The organism is Rhodococcus sp. NPDC004095 (assembly GCF_053604015.1).
This window is the reverse complement of the sequence record NZ_JBSGGS010000013.1, coordinates 90,195-106,987: the sequence shown is the minus strand read 5'-3', so window position 1 is coordinate 106,987 and position 16,793 is coordinate 90,195. Positions and strand designations below refer to the sequence as shown.

General features: G+C 69.9%; 17 protein-coding genes. 16 read left to right on the top strand and 1 reads right to left on the bottom strand.

Going from position 1 to position 16,793, the window contains the following annotated elements:
• Positions 1-112: 112 nt before the first annotated feature.
• The 13 genes from ACWEPG_RS23015 to ACWEPG_RS22955 all read left to right on the top strand — a co-directional run bounded on the left by ACWEPG_RS23015 (position 113) and on the right by ACWEPG_RS22955 (position 11,651).
• Positions 113-1,291, top strand: a complete 1,179-nt coding sequence (locus ACWEPG_RS23015; protein WP_450113399.1) for an acyl-CoA dehydrogenase family protein — start codon at positions 113-115, stop codon at positions 1,289-1,291.
• A 9-nt stretch (positions 1,292-1,300) separates the two neighbouring features.
• On the top strand, positions 1,301-2,434 hold the full coding sequence (locus tag ACWEPG_RS23010) for an acyl-CoA dehydrogenase family protein (RefSeq protein ID WP_450113400.1): 1,134 nt from the start codon (positions 1,301-1,303) through the stop codon (positions 2,432-2,434).
• Positions 2,435-2,536: 102 nt separating this feature from the next.
• A complete protein-coding gene (locus ACWEPG_RS23005; RefSeq protein WP_450113401.1) occupies positions 2,537-3,094 on the top strand; it encodes a TetR/AcrR family transcriptional regulator in 558 nt (185 codons plus the stop codon).
• A 107-nt stretch (positions 3,095-3,201) separates the two neighbouring features.
• Positions 3,202-4,806, top strand: coding sequence for a GMC oxidoreductase (locus tag ACWEPG_RS23000; RefSeq protein WP_450113402.1), 1,605 nt, complete (start codon positions 3,202-3,204; stop codon positions 4,804-4,806).
• Between the two features lie 86 nt (positions 4,807-4,892).
• Entirely contained in the window at positions 4,893-6,548 is a 1,656-nt protein-coding gene (locus tag ACWEPG_RS22995; RefSeq protein ID WP_452595426.1) for an LVIVD repeat-containing protein, read from the top strand.
• On the top strand, positions 6,545-7,177 hold the full coding sequence (locus ACWEPG_RS22990; protein ID WP_452595425.1) for a DUF305 domain-containing protein: 633 nt from the start codon (positions 6,545-6,547) through the stop codon (positions 7,175-7,177). The genes ACWEPG_RS22995 and ACWEPG_RS22990 overlap by 4 nt, the downstream gene beginning before the upstream one ends.
• A gap of 126 nt (positions 7,178-7,303) precedes the next feature.
• Entirely contained in the window at positions 7,304-7,504 is a 201-nt protein-coding gene (locus ACWEPG_RS22985; RefSeq protein ID WP_450113405.1) for a hypothetical protein, read from the top strand.
• A gap of 196 nt (positions 7,505-7,700) precedes the next feature.
• Positions 7,701-8,144, top strand: coding sequence for a 50S ribosomal protein L13 (gene rplM / locus ACWEPG_RS22980; RefSeq protein ID WP_450113406.1), 444 nt, complete (start codon positions 7,701-7,703; stop codon positions 8,142-8,144).
• Positions 8,141-8,659 (top strand): 30S ribosomal protein S9, encoded by a 519-nt coding sequence (gene rpsI / locus ACWEPG_RS22975; protein WP_450113407.1) that lies wholly within the window; start codon positions 8,141-8,143, stop codon positions 8,657-8,659. The genes rplM and rpsI overlap by 4 nt, the downstream gene beginning before the upstream one ends.
• 155 nt (positions 8,660-8,814) lie before the next feature.
• A complete protein-coding gene (glmM, locus tag ACWEPG_RS22970) occupies positions 8,815-10,155 on the top strand; it encodes a phosphoglucosamine mutase (RefSeq protein ID WP_450113408.1) in 1,341 nt (446 codons plus the stop codon).
• Positions 10,156-10,312: 157 nt separating this feature from the next.
• Positions 10,313-10,573, top strand: a complete 261-nt coding sequence (locus tag ACWEPG_RS22965) for a hypothetical protein (protein ID WP_452595424.1) — start codon at positions 10,313-10,315, stop codon at positions 10,571-10,573.
• Positions 10,570-11,469, top strand: a complete 900-nt coding sequence (locus tag ACWEPG_RS22960; protein ID WP_452595423.1) for a hypothetical protein — start codon at positions 10,570-10,572, stop codon at positions 11,467-11,469. The genes ACWEPG_RS22965 and ACWEPG_RS22960 overlap by 4 nt, the downstream gene beginning before the upstream one ends.
• On the top strand, positions 11,466-11,651 hold the full coding sequence (locus tag ACWEPG_RS22955) for a hypothetical protein (RefSeq protein WP_450113411.1): 186 nt from the start codon (positions 11,466-11,468) through the stop codon (positions 11,649-11,651). Before ACWEPG_RS22960 ends, ACWEPG_RS22955 begins: the two co-directional genes overlap by 4 nt.
• Here the strand turns inward: ACWEPG_RS22955 and ACWEPG_RS22950 are convergent.
• Positions 11,624-12,454 carry a hypothetical protein gene (locus ACWEPG_RS22950; protein WP_450113412.1) on the bottom strand — a complete coding sequence of 277 codons (831 nt, stop codon included), beginning with the start codon at positions 12,452-12,454 and terminating at the stop codon, positions 11,624-11,626. The genes ACWEPG_RS22955 and ACWEPG_RS22950 overlap by 28 nt on opposite strands.
• Positions 12,455-12,545: 91 nt before the next feature.
• On the opposite strand from ACWEPG_RS22950, the gene ACWEPG_RS22945 reads away from it, so the two are divergent.
• The 3 genes from ACWEPG_RS22945 to glmS all read left to right on the top strand — a co-directional run bounded on the left by ACWEPG_RS22945 (position 12,546) and on the right by glmS (position 16,759).
• Positions 12,546-13,610 (top strand): alpha/beta fold hydrolase, encoded by a 1,065-nt coding sequence (locus tag ACWEPG_RS22945; RefSeq protein ID WP_452595422.1) that lies wholly within the window; start codon positions 12,546-12,548, stop codon positions 13,608-13,610.
• Between the two features lie 95 nt (positions 13,611-13,705).
• Positions 13,706-14,863, top strand: coding sequence for a sialidase family protein (locus tag ACWEPG_RS22940; protein ID WP_450113414.1), 1,158 nt, complete (start codon positions 13,706-13,708; stop codon positions 14,861-14,863).
• A 33-nt stretch (positions 14,864-14,896) separates the two neighbouring features.
• Positions 14,897-16,759, top strand: coding sequence for a glutamine--fructose-6-phosphate transaminase (isomerizing) (gene glmS / locus ACWEPG_RS22935; RefSeq protein WP_450113415.1), 1,863 nt, complete (start codon positions 14,897-14,899; stop codon positions 16,757-16,759).
• Positions 16,760-16,793: the final 34 nt, after the last annotated feature.

Below are 16,793 nucleotides of genomic sequence, written 5' to 3'. Positions count from 1 at the left end.
CTTATATAATGAGCGAGCGCTTAGTTCTGGCGCTCACCGGCAGGCGGAATGTGGCCACCGCCCCTGTTCGGCGAACAGGGGCCGGCCCTCGATCTGACACAGAAAGCACGCCATGAATCTGAAACTGACCGACGAGGAACTGCAGTTCCGCGACGAACTGCGGACGTTCTTCACCACGCAGATCCCCGCCGAGATCCGCGAGCGGGCCGCCGGTGGTGGCGGTGAAGTCACCCGTGAGGATTTCGTCGCCACCCAGAAGATCCTGAACGCCAACGGTCTCGCCGTCCCGCACTGGCCCGCCGAGTGGGGTGGCCGGAACTGGACCCCGGTGCAGATGCACATCTACCGCGACGAGATGCAGCTCGCGTCCGTGCCGGACCCGCTCGCGTTCAACGCCGACATGGTCGGCCCCGTGATCGCCGCCTTCGGCTCGCAGGAGCAGAAGGAGAAGTTCCTCCCCGGCACCGCGAACCTCGACATCTGGTGGTGCCAGGGCTTTTCCGAGCCGGAGGCCGGCTCCGACCTCGCGTCGCTGAAGACCCGCGCCGTCCGCGACGGGGACAGCTGGATCGTCAACGGTCAGAAGACCTGGACCACGCTCGGTCAGCACGCCGACTGGATCTTCTGCCTGGTGCGCACCGATCCGGACGCGCCGAAGCGGCAGCAGGGCATCTCCTTCCTGCTCATCGACATGAAGACCCCGGGCATCACCGTCCGCCCGATCAAGCTGATCGACGGCGGCTACGAGGTGAACGAGGTCTGGTTCGAGGACGTGCGCGTCCCCGCCGAGAACCTCGTCGGCGAGGAGAACGCCGGCTGGTCCTACGCGAAGTTCCTGCTCGGCAACGAGCGCACCGGCGTCACCCGCACCGGTGCCAGCAAGGCGCGACTGGCCAAGGCCAAGAAGTACGCCGCCGAGACCAGGGTCGGTGACGGCTCGCTGCTCGACGACCCGCTGTTCGCCGCCCGGTTCGCCGAGCTCGAGAACGAGCTCGTCGCGCTGGAGCTGACCCAGCTGCGCGTGGTTGCGGCCTCCGCCGACGGCAAGCCGAACCCGGCGTCGTCGCTGCTGAAGTTGCGTGGCTCCGAGCTGCAGCAGGCCACCACGGAGATGCTGATGGACGTGGCGGGTCCCGACTCGTTGGCGTTCGAGGCCGGCGACGACATCGCCTCCCCGGCCTGGGCGCAGCGCAGCGCCCCGGTCTTCCTGAACTACCGCAAGGTGTCCATCTACAGCGGATCGAGCGAGGTTCAGCGCAACATCATCTCCTCCTCGATTCTCGGATTGTGAGTAGCAGCCATGGATTTCGAACTCAATGACGAGCAGGTCATGCTGCGGGACACCACCCGTGAACTGCTGAGCCGCAGCTACGACGCAGAGAAGCGCAACGCCGTCACAGCCGAGGGCAAGGGCTGGAGCGACGACGTGTGGGGCAAGCTCGCCGAGATCGGCCTGCTCGGTCTGCCGTTCTCCGAGGAGGACGGCGGCATGGGGGCCGGACCGGTCGAGACGATGGCCGTGATGAACGAGATCGGCCGGGCCCTCGCGCCGGAGCCGTTCCTCGACGGAGTCGTCACCCCGGGCGGACTGGTTGCCGAGGTCGGGTCCGCCGATCAGCGCGCCAAGATCCTGCCTGCGCTCGCCGAGGGCACCGCGCTGCTGGCCTTTGCGCACGCCGAGCCCGGCAGCCGCTGGCCGCACGAGGTCGTCTCGACCAAGGCCACCAAGGCCGGTGACGGCTGGACCCTGACCGGCACCAAGAACCCCGTGCTGCACGGCGACTGCGCCGACACGCTCGTCGTCAGCGCCGTCCTCCCCGGCGGCGGTGTCGGGCTGTTCCTGGTCGCCGCAGGCGCGGCCGGTGTCACCCGCAAGCCGTACGCGACGCATGACGACCTGCGTGCCGCGCAGATCGAGCTCGCCGACGCTCCCGCCGAACAGCTCGGCGAGGGCGGCGACGCGTCCGCAGCCATCACGGCCGCGCAGGTGCGCACCCAGGCCGCACTGTGCGCCGAAGCGGTCGGTGCGATGGAGGAGACCCTCCGTCTCACCACCGAATACCTCAAGCAGCGCAAGCAGTTCGGGGTCCCGCTGGCGAGGTTCCAGGCGCTGACCCAGCGGGCCGCCGACATGTACGTCGAGCTCGAGCTGGCCTCCAGCATGAGCCTGTACGCCACCATGAACCTCGCGGACGGCATCGTCGACCCGATCGTCGCCTCGCGTGCCAAGCTGCAGATCAGCCGCGCCGCCCGGCACATCGGCCTCGAGGCGATCCAGATGCACGGCGGCATCGGCATGACCGCCGAGTACCCGGTCGGCCACTACGTCTCTCGTCTGACCGCGATCGGCCACACCCTGGGCAGCGCCGACGACCACCTCCGGGTGCTCGCCGGTGTGGTTGCCGACCACACGATGGTCGAACTCGCCAAGTAGGACCGTATTTCCCCCTCGCACGGCGGCCCCGTCGACCATCCGGTCGGCGGGGCCTCGGTGTTCTTGCCCCGAGATCGCGGTGCGGCCCGCGATAATGGTGCGATGCGGTCGAGAGACAAGATCCTGGACGCCACACTGGCGACGATCGGCACCGAAGGCTTCGGGGGCGTTTCCATCGCGTCCGTGGCCTCCGCCGCCGGCGTGACCCGGCAGACCATCTACACCATCTTCGGTTCCCGCGAGAACCTGGTGTCGCAGGCGATGGCCGGGCACCTGACGGAGGTCGCGCGGGAGATCCAGTCCGGCCTGACCTCCTCTCGAAACCCCTGCGAGTACGTCGTCGAGCTGATCGTCGCCTCCCGGCGTGCGGTGCGGGCGGATCCCGTCCTGATCACCCTGCTGCGGTCGGAGGCCAGCAACCCGCTGTTCGACTCGGGGGCGATGAGTCGGGCGAAGGAGGTCGGGCGCGGGCTGATCGCGCCGCTCGCCGAGCTGTTCCCGGAGGCCACGTCGCAATTCGACGACATCGTGGAGATCGGCGTGCACCTCGGACTGCCGGTGGTGTGTTTCGACGACGACGAACTACGGACCGACGACGAATTGCGCGCCTTCCTGACCCGGTGGATCGAACCCGGACTGAAATCTTCCGCAACTCCTTGACACTTTCCCGTGCAGGTGTCTAGTTTTAGCCGTCCCGGTGGGCCGGCGTGACATGGAACACGCAATCCTCGGGGGCCATTTGTCGTTCGCAGTCTGGGGGTAGCTCTGTGTCCGGGATCAACCGTCGGTCCTTCTTCACCGCCGCAGCCGCAGCGGGATTCGCCTTGACCGGAGCGTCCGCCGCGCAGGCCGCGACCACCGCGACGGGCATCGGCGCGCAGGTTCGACGGGTGCCGCTCACCCAGGAGGAACACCGGGTGGTGGTGGTCGGTTCCGGATTCGGCGGCGGCGTGGCCGCGCTCCGGCTCGCCGAGGCGGGCGTGCCGGTTCTGGTGCTGGAACGCGGGATTCGCTGGCCGACGGGTCCGAACGCCAAGACGTTCCCGAGTCCGACCGCCCCCGACAAGCGGTTGCTGTGGTACCGCTCCGCGCCTCAGCTGTTCGGCAGGCCGGTCGCATTCGACCCGTACGTCGGCCTGGTCGAGGCGGTCGTCGGCGAGAACATGACCGCACTGTGCCCGGCGGGTGTGGGAGGCGGATCCCTGGTCTACCAGGGGATGTCGCTGCAGCCCGCCGAGGCCGTCTTCAACTCGTGCCTCCCGAACGAGCTCGACTGGCAGCTGATGAACCGGGTGCACTACCCGCGTGTCGCCAAGATGCTCCAACTCGCGACCGCTCCCGACGAACTCGTCAACACGGATGCGTACCGCGCACCTCGGGTGTTCGCCGAGCGCGTCAGGCGCGCCGGTCTGCCCCTGTCGAAGATCCCGATGCCCATCGACTGGAACTACGCGCTCGCCGAATTGCGCGGCGAGATGGCCCCGTCCTACTCGGACGGCTCCGGCGCCATGGGAGTGAACAACGGCGGCAAGCACTCCGTCGACGTCACCTACATCGCGGCGGCCGAGGCCACCGGCAACGTCAAGGTCGAGACCCAGCACGAGGTCACAGGTATCGAGCGCGCAGGGGGCGGTCGATGGCGGGTCCTCGTCAACCGGATCGACACCGACGGAACGGTTCTCGAGAACAAGGTCCTCACCACCGACGCGCTGATCATGGCGGCGGGCAGCGTGAACACCACCAAACTGCTGGTACGGGCCCAGGCGACCGGGCAGATCCCGGACCTGCCCGACGGACTCGGTGGAGGTTGGGGGACCAACGCCGACCGGATCTACGTGTGGACCAACCCGTTCGAGGAATTCGGGGCAACCCAGGGCGGACCGGTCGTGTACGGCAGCCTCAACTGGGACGACCCGACCCGCGCGCACACCGTCATCCAGGCGTCGATCCCGTCGATCTCGCTGGACATGCACAGCACGATGATGGTCGGCTTCGGTGTCAGCGAAGGACGCGGCAGGTTCGCGTACGACTCCGCGCGGGACGAGGCGACGCTGCACTGGCCGTTCGAGGGGGACTCGGTCATCCAGAACAGCGCCATCGGCCCGACCGCGCACAAGATCGCCGGTCCGGACAGCGTGCTCACCGACACCAACGCGATCGTCAACTCGACCTGGCACTCGCTCGGCGGTGCGAGCATGGGGACCGTCTGCGACCTCGACGGCCGCGTCCACGGCCAGCGCGGGCTGTACGTTCTCGACGGCGCACTCATCCCGGGTACGACCGCCGCCTGCAACCCGTCCATGACCATCGCCGCGGTCGCCGAGCGTGCCATGGACAACCTGGTCGCCAACGACGTCGGCACCGTCTTCTGACCGGAGCTCGTTCGTACAACCACGCCCACCGTGCCGGGCAGATCACCGTGCGGTCCGGGCGCGGACGTCCAAATGGAGGGGGAGCCATGTCGGGAACAACGGGACGCAGCGGCGGAGCCGCACGGGTTCGCACCGGCGGAGCCGGACGGGTTCGCAGCGGCGGAGCCGCACGGGTTCGCAGCGGCGGAGCCGTGCGTCGGCGCAGATCCCTGGTCGTCGCAGTGGCGGCGGCGCTGCTGTTGCCGGTGGGTCACGTGGCCGCCGCCCCGGTGGCGGACACGTCGGGGGTGGTCCTGGAGGATCACGACGTCGTACGGGTCGCGGCCGGCCGGGCCGACTGCGGTCCGGGATCGCGGCCGGAGCCCGGACTCCAGGGGGACGTCCCGGCCGCGGATCGTGCCGGTGGGCGCAGCGTGGAAGGCTACGACTGCAACATCTCCCGGGTCGGCGGCTACGCCGGGCAGGGCAGCGGGATCGTCTCCGCCGCCTACGACCACTGCGCCTACATGGGCTCGATCTTTCCGAGTGCACTTCTCGGGCCGTCCCCGGGCGTGCAGGTCGTCGACGTCTCTGACCCGGCGAACCCGGTGCCGACCGTCGCGCTGACGGAACCCGCCATGGTGGCGGGCACCTGGGAGAGCCTCAAGGTGCACGCGGGCCGGAAGCTGTTGGTGGGCACCGGAGTCCCGGCGCTGTTCGGTGCCGGACTGCTGTCGGTGTACGACATCTCCGACTGCGGGTATCCGCGGCTGCTCAATCCCGGGCCCGGCACGAGCCTGCAGATGCCGCTGCCGATCACCGCGCACGAGGGTGGATTCTCCCCGGACGGCCGCACCTACTGGACGTCCGGAACCGAGGGTGTGCTCAGCGCGGTCGACCTCGCCGACCCCACCAACCCGAAGGTGATCTGGCAGGGTTGGATCGGGTTGTCCGGGCACGGGTTCGGTGTCAGTCCCGACGGCAACCGGTTGTACCTGTCGAACAACTTCGGTGGCCTCACCGTCCTGGACACCAGCGCGGTGCAGCGGCGTGACGCCAACCCGCAGGTGCCGCAGCTGTCGAAGATGTCGTGGACCGACGGCTGGGCCACCCAGCACAGCATTCCCGTCACCTACGACGACCGCCCCTACCTGTTCACCGCGAACGAGAGCGGTTCCGGCGGAGTCAAGATCATCGATGTCGCCGACGACGCGAACCCAAAGATCGTGAACGCGATCAAGCTGGAGATCAACCTGCCGGAGAACGTCGACAGCCAGATCGCGTCCGGCATGGGTGGGTCACTGTTCGCCTACGAATCGCACTACTGCGCCGCGGACCGGCCGGACAATCCGACCGCCCTCGCGTGCGGCTGGTTCTCGTCCGGCATCCGGGTGTTCGACGTGCGGGATCCGTTCGACGTCCGTGAGATCGGCTACTACAACCCGCCGGCCATGACCGGGCGCACCCTCGATCTCCCGAATTCGAGCCACGCGATCGCCTCGCTCCTCGGGGTGCCGGCGCTCAGCCTGCCCGCCGTGATCGAGTCCGTCGCGGGCGGACAGTTCGACCCGGCGCAGGCCTCGGGGCCGCGCTCCGGCATGGTCCTGGGCGGCGACCTGTCCACCGACTGGTGCTCCTCCCCGCCGGAATGGCGTGGGAACGAGCTGTGGGTCTCCTGCAGTGACAACGGCTTCATGACCCTGCGGCTCGACGACCGCGTCTACACGGCGCCCGCCGACCAACGGTCCACCGTCGGCTCATGACCCGACTCGTCCGCGCGCTCGCCCTCACCTCGCTGGCACTGCTGTTGCTGGTGGTGGGGGCGGCGCTGCGGCCGCTCGTGGTGCCGGAGTCTCCTGAGCAGGGCGCCCTGCTCAGCGACGTCGAGATCGGGTTCGTACAGGACATGGCCGCCCACCACCAGCAGGCACTCGCGATGGTGAACCGCCTCGCCCCCGACGTCGATCCCGCCGTCGCGGCGCTGGCCCGGCAGATCGGCGACACCCAGCGCATCGAGCTCGGCACCCTGCACGGCTGGCTCACGCTCGCCGAGGCCGCGCCGACGAACACGGCGCCGATGGCATGGATGGCCGGTGCCTCGGAGCATCACCACGCGACGCCCGCCGCCGCATCCGGGCCGATGCCCGGCATGGCGTCCATGGCCGAACTCGACGCCCTGTCCACCGCCCGGAGCCGCGACGCCGAGATCCTGTTCCTGCAGCTGATGCTGCGTCATCACGTCGGCGGGGCGACGATGGCGCGGGCCGCGGACGGGTTGCTGACCGGTGGACCGGTCGCGCAGACCGCCCGCGACATGATGCAGTCGCAGAGTCAGGAGGCGGGACTGATGGGCGTCATGCTGGCCCAGCGCGGTGCCCAGCCACTGTCCTGATCGTCGCCGACTCGTGTGGTTCGGTTGCGCGCGCCTCCCACACCTCGGTCGCTGACGGCAGTAGTCTCCGGAGCTGTCCCTGCGCGCGTGCGTGCGACACCAAAATGTTCGGGTAGGTGTTCTCCGATGGCCGCAATTCCTTCCCCCACGAAGAAGATCGTCGGGACCCTTGTGTTCCTGGCCGGACTGATCGGCGCAGCCGTCGGCATCTGGTCCCTCGACGTCGTCGCGGCGGTCGTCTGGCTGGTGGTGGCCACCCTGTCCGGCTTCTATCTGCTGAAATTGCGGGCCGAGGCACGCGGTCGCCTCGACCAGACCTCCTCCTGAGGTCCACCCCACTTTGACCCGCCCCTGACCTGGGCGGTAAGGTCTTCTGTCGGCGTACGGTACGACGCGCATCCAATCCACTTCACGGTGGCCGGCTGTGCTCGTAGCGCGGGTTCCCGGGTCTCCACTGGTCGCCGGGAACGCATCCGGACCGTACCCGCTGGCCAGCAGTTATACGACATGACGAGGAAGTTCTGTGTCTACCTACGCTCCGAAGGCAGGTGACGTGACCCGCCAGTGGTACGTCATCGACGCCACCGACGTGGTGCTCGGCCGCCTTGCCGTCCAGGCAGCGAACCTGCTGCGCGGCAAGCACAAGCCCACCTACGCTCCGAACGTTGACGGCGGCGACTTCGTCGTCATCATCAACGCCGACAAGGTTGCCATCTCCGGCAACAAGCGCACGGACAAGTTCCTGCACCACCACTCCGGTCACCCGGGTGGCCTCAAGTCCCGCTCCGTGGGCGAGGTGCTGGAGAAGAACCCCGATCGCCTCGTGGAGAAGGCCGTCACCGGCATGATCCCGAAGAACAAGCTCGGCCGCGCCATCGCCGGCAAGCTGAAGGTCTACGCAGGCCCGAACCATCCCCACGCCGCGCAGCAGCCGGTTCCGTTCGAGATCAAGCAGGTGGCACAGTGACCGAGCAGAACGAGACCCCCGAGGTCGAGACCGCCGAGGTCGTCGTCGAGGAGTTCGCCGCCGAGCCCGAGGTCGTCGAGGAGTACGTGGCCGAGGAGTCCGTCGCTCCCGCCGCGCCGATCTACATCGACCGCCCGATCCAGACCGTGGGTCGCCGCAAGGAGGCCGTCGTCCGCGTTCGGCTCACCCCCGGCACCGGTGAGTTCAAGCTCAACGGCCGCACCCTCGAGGACTACTTCCCGAACAAGGTGCACCAGCAGCTGATCAAGGCCCCGCTGGTCACCGTCGAGCGGACCGAGTCCTTCGACATCACCGCGCTGCTGCACGGTGGCGGCCCCTCCGGTCAGGCCGGCGCACTGCGCCTCGCGATCTCCCGCGCCCTGATCGAGGTCACCCCCGAGGATCGCCCCGCCCTCAAGAGCGCCGGCTTCCTCACCCGTGACGCCCGCGCCGTCGAGCGCAAGAAGTACGGCCTGAAGAAGGCCCGCAAGGCTTCGCAGTACTCGAAGCGCTGATGCGCCACCGGCCCCGCCTTTCACGGTGGGTGCCGGGACCTGTTCACCCGAGAGCAGGCGTCCACGCAACACCGGACGCCTGCTCTTGGCGTAGAAGTGCAACAGCAGGAAATCAACCACGCGGGAAACAGCAAGAACGGCAAGGGGTCTGATTCATGGGTCGAATGTTCGGTACGGACGGTGTGCGAGGTCTGGCGAACGCCGACCTCGACGCGGAGCTGGCGCTGCGGATTGCCGGGGCGGCCGCCTCGGTGCTGGCGCTGTCCGAGCGGGCCGCGCCCCGACCGACCGCGGTCGTCGGCCGCGACCCCCGGGCCAGCGGTGAGATGCTCGCCGCTGCGGTCACTGCCGGCCTGTGCGCGGCCGGTGTCGACGTGATCGACGTCGGGGTCCTGCCCACCCCTGCCGTCGCGCACCTGACCGGCGCCTACGACGCCGCGCTCGGCGTCATGATCTCCGCCTCGCACAACCCCATGCCCGACAACGGCATCAAGATCTTCGCGGCCGGCGGCCACAAGCTCGACGACGAGTCCGAGGACCGCATCGAGTCGGCTCTCACCGACCGGGACCTGATTCCGCGGCCCACCGGCGCGGCGATCGGACGGGTCACCACGGCCACCGACGCCGCCTCGCGTTACCTCACGCACCTGGAGGCGGCGGTAGCGCATCCGCTGACCGGGCTGACCGTCGTCGTGGACTGCGCCAACGGCGCCGCATCCGTCGTCGGCCCCGCCGCCTACCGGGCCGCGGGCGCGACCGTCGTCGAGATCCACAGCGCCCCGGACGGCTACAACATCAACGACGGCTGCGGGTCGACGCACCTCGAGGACCTGCGGGCCGCGGTGGTCGAGCACGGCGCCGACCTCGGCATCGCCCACGACGGCGACGCCGACCGCTGCCTCGCCGTCGACGCGACCGGTTCGGTCATCGACGGTGACGTCATCATGTCGATCCTCGCCGTCGCCATGCGCGATTCCGGCGAACTCGCCGACAACACCCTCGTCGCGACCGTGATGAGCAATCTCGGCCTGCACATCGCCATGCGCGAGGCGGGCATCGAGGTCCGCACCACCGCCGTCGGTGACCGCTACGTCCTCGAAGAACTGCGCGCCGGGAGCTTCAGCCTCGGTGGCGAACAGTCCGGGCACGTCGTGCTGCCCGGATTCGGCACGACCGGGGACGGCGTGCTGACCGGCCTGCGGCTGATGAGCAGGATGGCGCAGACCCGGTCGACCCTCGCGGAGCTGGCGACCGTCATGCGGACCCTGCCGCAGGTGCTGGTCAACGTGAAGGTCACCGACAAGGCCGCGGTCGCCGTCGCACCCTCGGTACTCGACGCCGTCGCCGAGGCCGAGCGCCGACTGGGAGACACCGGCCGGGTGCTGCTGCGCCCGTCCGGGACCGAGCAGCTGGTGCGGGTCATGGTCGAGGCCACCGAGATCGAGGTCGCCCGCGCGCTGGCCGACGGTCTCGCCGACCGGGTCGCCTCGGTCTAGAACTCGACCGGTCCTCGCCCGCTCGCGCCTCCCACGTCCGCCGATTGTTCCGGTTCACCCGGAACCGAGGCGGGGTCCGCTGCGTCTGACACCGTGACGGTGTAGTCGGCGGGCGCGCAGCGAAGCGGAGCCGCCCCATACGACAGCGGGAGTTCAGGTGGGTGACGGTCAACTGGAGTTCGACGAGGAGACGGTCCGCGCGGTGGCCGCGGCGCTGATGGATTCGGTAGCGGAACTCATGCGCCTCGCCGAGCGCGTGGACGCGACGGTGACGCACGACCACGGGCGACTGGCCAGCGTGGTGCGCGCGTGGGCACAGAGAACCGGGGCGGATGCGGCCCGGTTGTCCCTCATCGCGGATCGCTACGCAGAGCAGGACGGGGCCGCGGCCTCGAGCGTGCGGCGGTCGGGGTCGTGAGCCGCGACGACGGCCTGGGTCGGTACCGGGTGCACCGCGCGGTCGACCCGGGACCCCTGCACGCCGACGCCGAGGTCTTCCGCTCCACCGCCGCCGTCATGCGGGCGCACCTGCTCGCCCAGGAACAGGCGGTGGCACGGTTGGCCGCGGGCTGGGCGGGGGAGGCGGCCGATGCGGCGCTCGCCGCACTGGGGCGTCGACTCGACCGGGCCCGCGCGGACTGTGCGGCGGTCGCGGCTGCGGCGGAGACACTCGACGGTGCCGCAGACCTGATCCGCGACGCGCTGGCGGCACAGGCGGACTTCGTGGAGCGGCTCGGGTCCGTTGCCGGGGACGGACCCGGCGCCGGGCCGGACCCGGGCCGGGTCGACAGCGCGGTCGCGCCGTACATGCGGGCCCGCAGCAGCGCGCTGACGGACCTGTTCGCGGTGATTCACCTCGTCGTCGACGGGGCACGAACCGTGGTCGAGGAAGCGCTCGACGCGGTCGGCGGAGATGTGGAGCCGGCGGCGGACGAATGGCTCGAGACCCCGGCCTCGGGGCCGCGGGAGGTCGCCGTGCCGCAGGAGTGTGCGGCGCCGCTGGAGGCCGCCGCCCCGCAGGAGGCCGCCGCCCCGCAGGAGGCCGCCGTGCCTCGGGAAAGTGACGTGCCGCAGGAAGAGCCCGGGGTGCAACAGGATTCGGTGCTCAGGGGACTGGTCGATCCTCCGGCCCCGCCCGATCCCGCAGACGTGGCCGATCCTCCGATACCCCCTCCGGTCGACGTTCCCGGCGCGCTCGGATTCGGGTCGGGCGCGGTGCCGCAGCGCGATCGTCCGCGGGTCGCTGTGCCGCCCGCGGATCTCCCCGGCGACTCCGCAACCGGTGCGGAACTGGCCGCTGCGGGACAGCTGTGAATCTCGAGGACTTGCGGGCAGTGCTGGCCGCGGCGCTCGACCGAGCCGAGCGCGCGAGCGCGGAGGCCGAACGCCTTGCGGGGGAGGCGGTGCCCACCCGTCCGGCCGAGTCCGTGCCCACGGGTGAAGTGGACCCGGGTGACGGTGGGGCCGGTTACCCGCGCAGCAGCTGGCTCGTGTGATGCGGCTCCTCGACCTCCGAAACCAGCGTGGTGTGCGGGATCTCGACGCCCGGGGTCGCGAACGGTGCGTACTCCGTCTCGCCGGTCAGGTGGTAGAGCAGGTAGCCCGTGAGCAGGGCCCGGGTGGTGCGCTGGGTACTCCGTTTCGAGCCGCCGAGACCCAGGGCTCCGAGCAGGGCCCGGCCCTCTGGAAGCCCGTTGCCGGACGCCTTGTCGACTCCGCGCAGGATCGCCTGCCCACCCCAGGCCGCGGCGAGGGAGCGGGCGTTGCAGTTCATCGAATCCAGGTCTTCGGCGGCCGCCAGGATCAGCGCGGGTCCGGACTGGCGGGCCGCGTACTTCTCCGCCGGGGGCGTCGTCGGTGCCGGAAACACCGCGGCCACAGCGGGGGCGCCGTGGTCGGCGGCAGCGATCACGGCGGCACCGGCGCCCATCGCGTGCCCCGCGAACGCCACCCGGTCTCGCGCGACGCTGATCTTGCCCGGACCGAGCCGGACACCCGTGCAGATGTCGGCGGCACTGCGCAGGTCCGCGGCGAGCGTGAGGTGCGATGCGACCGGAGAGCGCTGGGTGTCCGGGGCGGCCGCGACGATTCCCCACGACGCCAGGTGGGTCAGGGTCTCCCGGTAGCGGTCGGCGCCGGTCATCCAACCGTGCCCGAACACGACCGCGGGCAGTCCGAAGCCCTCGGCGGGGGTGTACACCACGCCGGGCAGACCCGCCAAGGCGAGGTCACCGCGCAGCACCGGATGGGGTCCACGCTTGGATAGACGGGAGGCCAGGGTCTTCGGAGTCGGCGCCACGTGCACGACCGTATCCGATTGCCGGGCCGTGGTGTTCGAAGGACGGGTCGTCCCCAGCCGGAAACGGCGGCAGAGAGAGGAAACGATCAGGGTGTTTGGCATTCCGGTTCCGGTACCGCGGGACCTGACGCAGGCAGTGGTGAACGTCCGGGACCGGATCGACTCCGGCGGACTGGCGGATCTGCGTCCGACCGAGTCCGAGATCGTCGACACGAACGCGGAACGGACCATCCGCCGCTTCCGGTCCACCGAGCGCGAGGCCACCGGCGCGCCGGTCCTGCTCGTCACCCCGCTGGCCGCCACGTCGATCGCCTTCGACCTGCGACGCGGCTGCAGTCTCGTCGAATACCTGAAGGAGACCGGCCGGGACGTGTACGTCCTCGACTACGGGCCGGTGAACTTCGCGGACCGTTCCCGTGGATTCGAGCACTGGGTCGACGGCGTTGTGCCGGACGCCGTCCGGGTGGTCAGCGACGATGCAGGCGGATCCGACGTACACCTGGCCGGCTGGTCGCTCGGTGGGATCTTCGCGGTGTACGCCGCAGCGGCACATCCCGGTCTGCCGCTGCGATCGCTGACACCGATCGCGAGCCCGTTCGACCTGCGTCGGGTGCCGCTGTTCGCGACGCTGCGTCCACTGGACCGGTTGTTCGGGCCGTTCACCGTCGCCCCCCTGTACCGCCTCGTCGGCACGATCCCGGCGCCGTTGACCAGTCTCGGCTTCAAGGCGGCGAGCGTGGACAAGTACCTCACGCGGCCGTGGACGGTGCTGGCGAACCTGGACGATCGCGACCACCTCGAGCAGATCGAGGCCGTCGACCGGTTCATGAGCAGCATGTACGCCTACCCGGGCCGGACCTTCGGCCAGCTGTATCACGTCGTCATGCGGTCCAACGAGTTCGCCACCGGGCACATGCAGATCGGTGGCAGGCAGGTGAACCTGGACGCGATCGACGTGCCGGTGATGGTCGTCGCGGGCAGCGGTGACGGGCTGGCACCGAAGCACGCCGTCCGGCACCTGACCGACCTGCTCGGCGGTGCGCCCGCCGTGCGCTACGGCGTGTATCCGGGAGGTCACCTCGGGGTGCTCACCGGGCGCAGCGCCCGCGACACCATGTGGCCGGCATTCGCCCGCTTCCTGACCGACTGCGACTGACGATCCACGCCGGCGGGGACCAGTTTCGCGGAACCCCCGCAATCGAGGGGCCGCCTCTGTTTGACTGACGCCTCCTCACGGTAAGGACGGTGCGCATGCGGCGAACGGCCCGCGTCTTGACTTTGGTGTTCCTGCTCCTGCTGACTGTCGGCACCCTGCCGACCGGTGCTGTCGCCGCCCCGCCCGGACCCGCCGAGCCGGAGCCCGCGGTCCTCGGCGTCGGACAGTATCCGCGCCTGGTCCGGCTCGACTCCGGGGCGATCGTCGCCTCGCTGACGACACGGGACGCACAGGGCGACTTCACGCAGATCATGGAGAGCACCGACGAGGGCGTGAGCTTCCATCCGATCGGTGCGGTGCGTGATCCCGAAGCGATCGGCGGCCAGTGCTGCGCCACCATCTTCGAGATGCCGCAGCAGGTGGGCTTCCTGCCTGCGGGCACCCTGCTGTGGGCGGGCACCGTCGGCTATCTGGCAGGCACCGACCGGAAGGTCGGTATCAAGGTCTGGTCCAGCGCGGACGGCGGCCGCAACTGGAGTCCCCTCGGCGTCGCGGCGAGGTCCTCGGGAGACGGCGGCGTCTGGGAACCGGAGTTCACCGTCGACGCGGGCCTGCTGTGGCTGTACTACGCCGACGAGACCGAGCGCCCGCGCCACTCGCAGGTGCTGAGCCGGGTGGCCACCCTCGACGGCGTGAACTGGTGGGGCAGGCACGTGGTGCAGGCCAACGACGAACAGAGCCTGCGTCCGGGCATGGCTACCATCGCGCGCCTGCCGGACGGGCGTCTGGCGTCCACCCACGAGATGTGTGAGCAGGGCGGCGACCGCTGCACGCCGTACCTGAAGTTCTCCGACACCGGGATCTGGTGGGGCAACGGCACCTTCGACCCGGGCGTCCAAGTGGTCGCCGACGACGGCAGCATGCTCAAGCACTCGCCGTTCCTCACGGCGTTGGCGGGCGGACCGAACGGCACCCGACTGGTGCTCGGCGGGCAGGCCCTGATCGACCGGGACGGCAAACGGGACGGACGCAGCGGCCGGGTGCTGCTCGTCAACGACAACTTCGGGATCGGCCCGTGGTTCGAGATCGCGGCGCCGGTCCCCGTCCAGGATCCGAAAGCCGACACGTGCGCCAACTACAGTTCGCCGTTGCTGCCGGTCGACGGCGGAGCGAACCTGCTGCAAATCGCGGTCACGCTGAAGGACGGCGTGTGCACTGCGCGATTCGGCAAGGGTCCCGCGGGTCCGAACTGATCTGGGTTCCGGTGCCCAGTAGGCTTGGGAGCCATGTGCGGAATCGTGGGATATGTCGGCCACCGCCAGGCCCTGGACGTCGTGGTGGAGGCGCTGCGGCGGATGGAGTACCGCGGCTATGACTCCGCCGGGATCGCGGTCCTGGACGGCGCGGGCGGCCTCGCGGTCGAACGCAAGGCTGGGAAGCTGGCCAACCTGACGGCGGAGCTGGCCGAGGTCGGCGCGGAACGCTTCGCCGGCACCACCGGCATCGGCCACACCCGGTGGGCCACCCACGGTCGCCCCACCGACCGCAACGCCCACCCGCACCGCGATGCGAGCGGCAAGCTCGCCGTCGTGCACAACGGCATCATCGAGAACTTCGCCCCGCTGCGCCACGAGCTCGAGGCGGCCGGGGTGGAACTGCTCAGCGACACCGACTCCGAGGTCGCGGTGCACCTCGTCGCGCAGGCGTACGCCGAGGGCGACACGGCCGGCGATTTCGTGGCCAGCACGCACAAGGTGCTCCGTCGCCTCGAGGGTGCGTTCACGCTGGTGTTCACGCACGCCGACCACGCGGACACCATCGTCGCCGCTCGCCGCTCCACCCCGCTCGTGGTCGGTGTCGGCGACGGCGAGATGTTCGTCGGTTCCGATGTCGCCGCGTTCATCGAGCACACCCGCGACGCGATCGAGCTCGGCCAGGACCAGGTCGTGGTGATCACCGCGGACGGCTACGAGATCACCGACTTCGCCGGCAACGAGTCGACCGGGCATCCGTTCCGGATCGACTGGGACCTCGAGGCCGCCGAGAAGGGTGGCCACGACTACTTCATGCTCAAGGAGATCGACGAGCAGCCCTCTGCGGTCGCCGACACCCTGCTCGGTCATTTCGAGGACGGCAAGATCGTGCTCGACGAGCAGCGGCTGTCCGACCAGGAGCTGCGCGACGTGGACAAGGTCTTCGTCGTCGCCTGCGGCAGCGCCTACCACTCCGGCCTGCTCGCCAAGTACGCGATCGAGCACTGGACCCGACTGCCCGTCGAGGTGGAACTCGCCAGCGAGTTCCGCTACCGGGATCCGGTCCTGGACCGGTCCACGCTGGTCGTCGCGATCTCGCAGTCCGGCGAGACCGCCGACACGCTCGAGGCGGTCAAGCACGCCAAGGACCAGAAGGCCCGTGTGCTTGCGATCTGCAACACCAACGGCGCTCAGATTCCTCGCGAGGCCGACGCCGTCCTCTACACCCGGGCCGGTCCGGAGATCGCCGTCGCGTCGACGAAGGCGTTCCTCGCCCAGGTGACCGCCAACTACCTGGTCGGGCTGGCCCTCGCGCAGGCGCGCGGCACCAAGTACCCGGACGAGGTGGCGCGCGAGTACGCCGAACTCGAGGCGATGCCCGCCCTGGTGAGTCGGGTGCTCGAGACGGTCGAGCCGGTGCGGGCACTGGCACGCGAGTTCGCCGATGCGTCGACGGTGCTGTTCCTCGGCAGGCACGTCGGATACCCGGTGGCCCTCGAGGGTGCGCTCAAGCTCAAGGAGCTCGCGTACATGCACGCGGAGGGCTTCGCCGCCGGTGAGCTCAAGCACGGGCCGATCGCGCTGATCGAGGAGGGCCTGCCGGTCATCGTCGTGATGCCGTCCCCGAAGGGGCGGGCGGTGCTGCACTCGAAGCTGGTCTCGAACATCCAGGAGATCAAGGCTCGTGGTGCCCGCACGATCGTGATCGCGGAGGAGGGCGACGAGATGGTGCGCGCGCATGCCGACCATCTCATCGAGATCCCCGCGGCACCGACGCTGCTGCAGCCGCTGCTGTCCACCGTGCCGCTGCAGGTGTTCGCGGCCGAGATCGCTCGCGCCCGCGGCTACGACGTCGACAAACCCCGCAACCTGGCCAAGTCCGTCACGGTCGAGTGACACTCGGCTCCGCCGCCCGTGAGTGCTCTTCTCC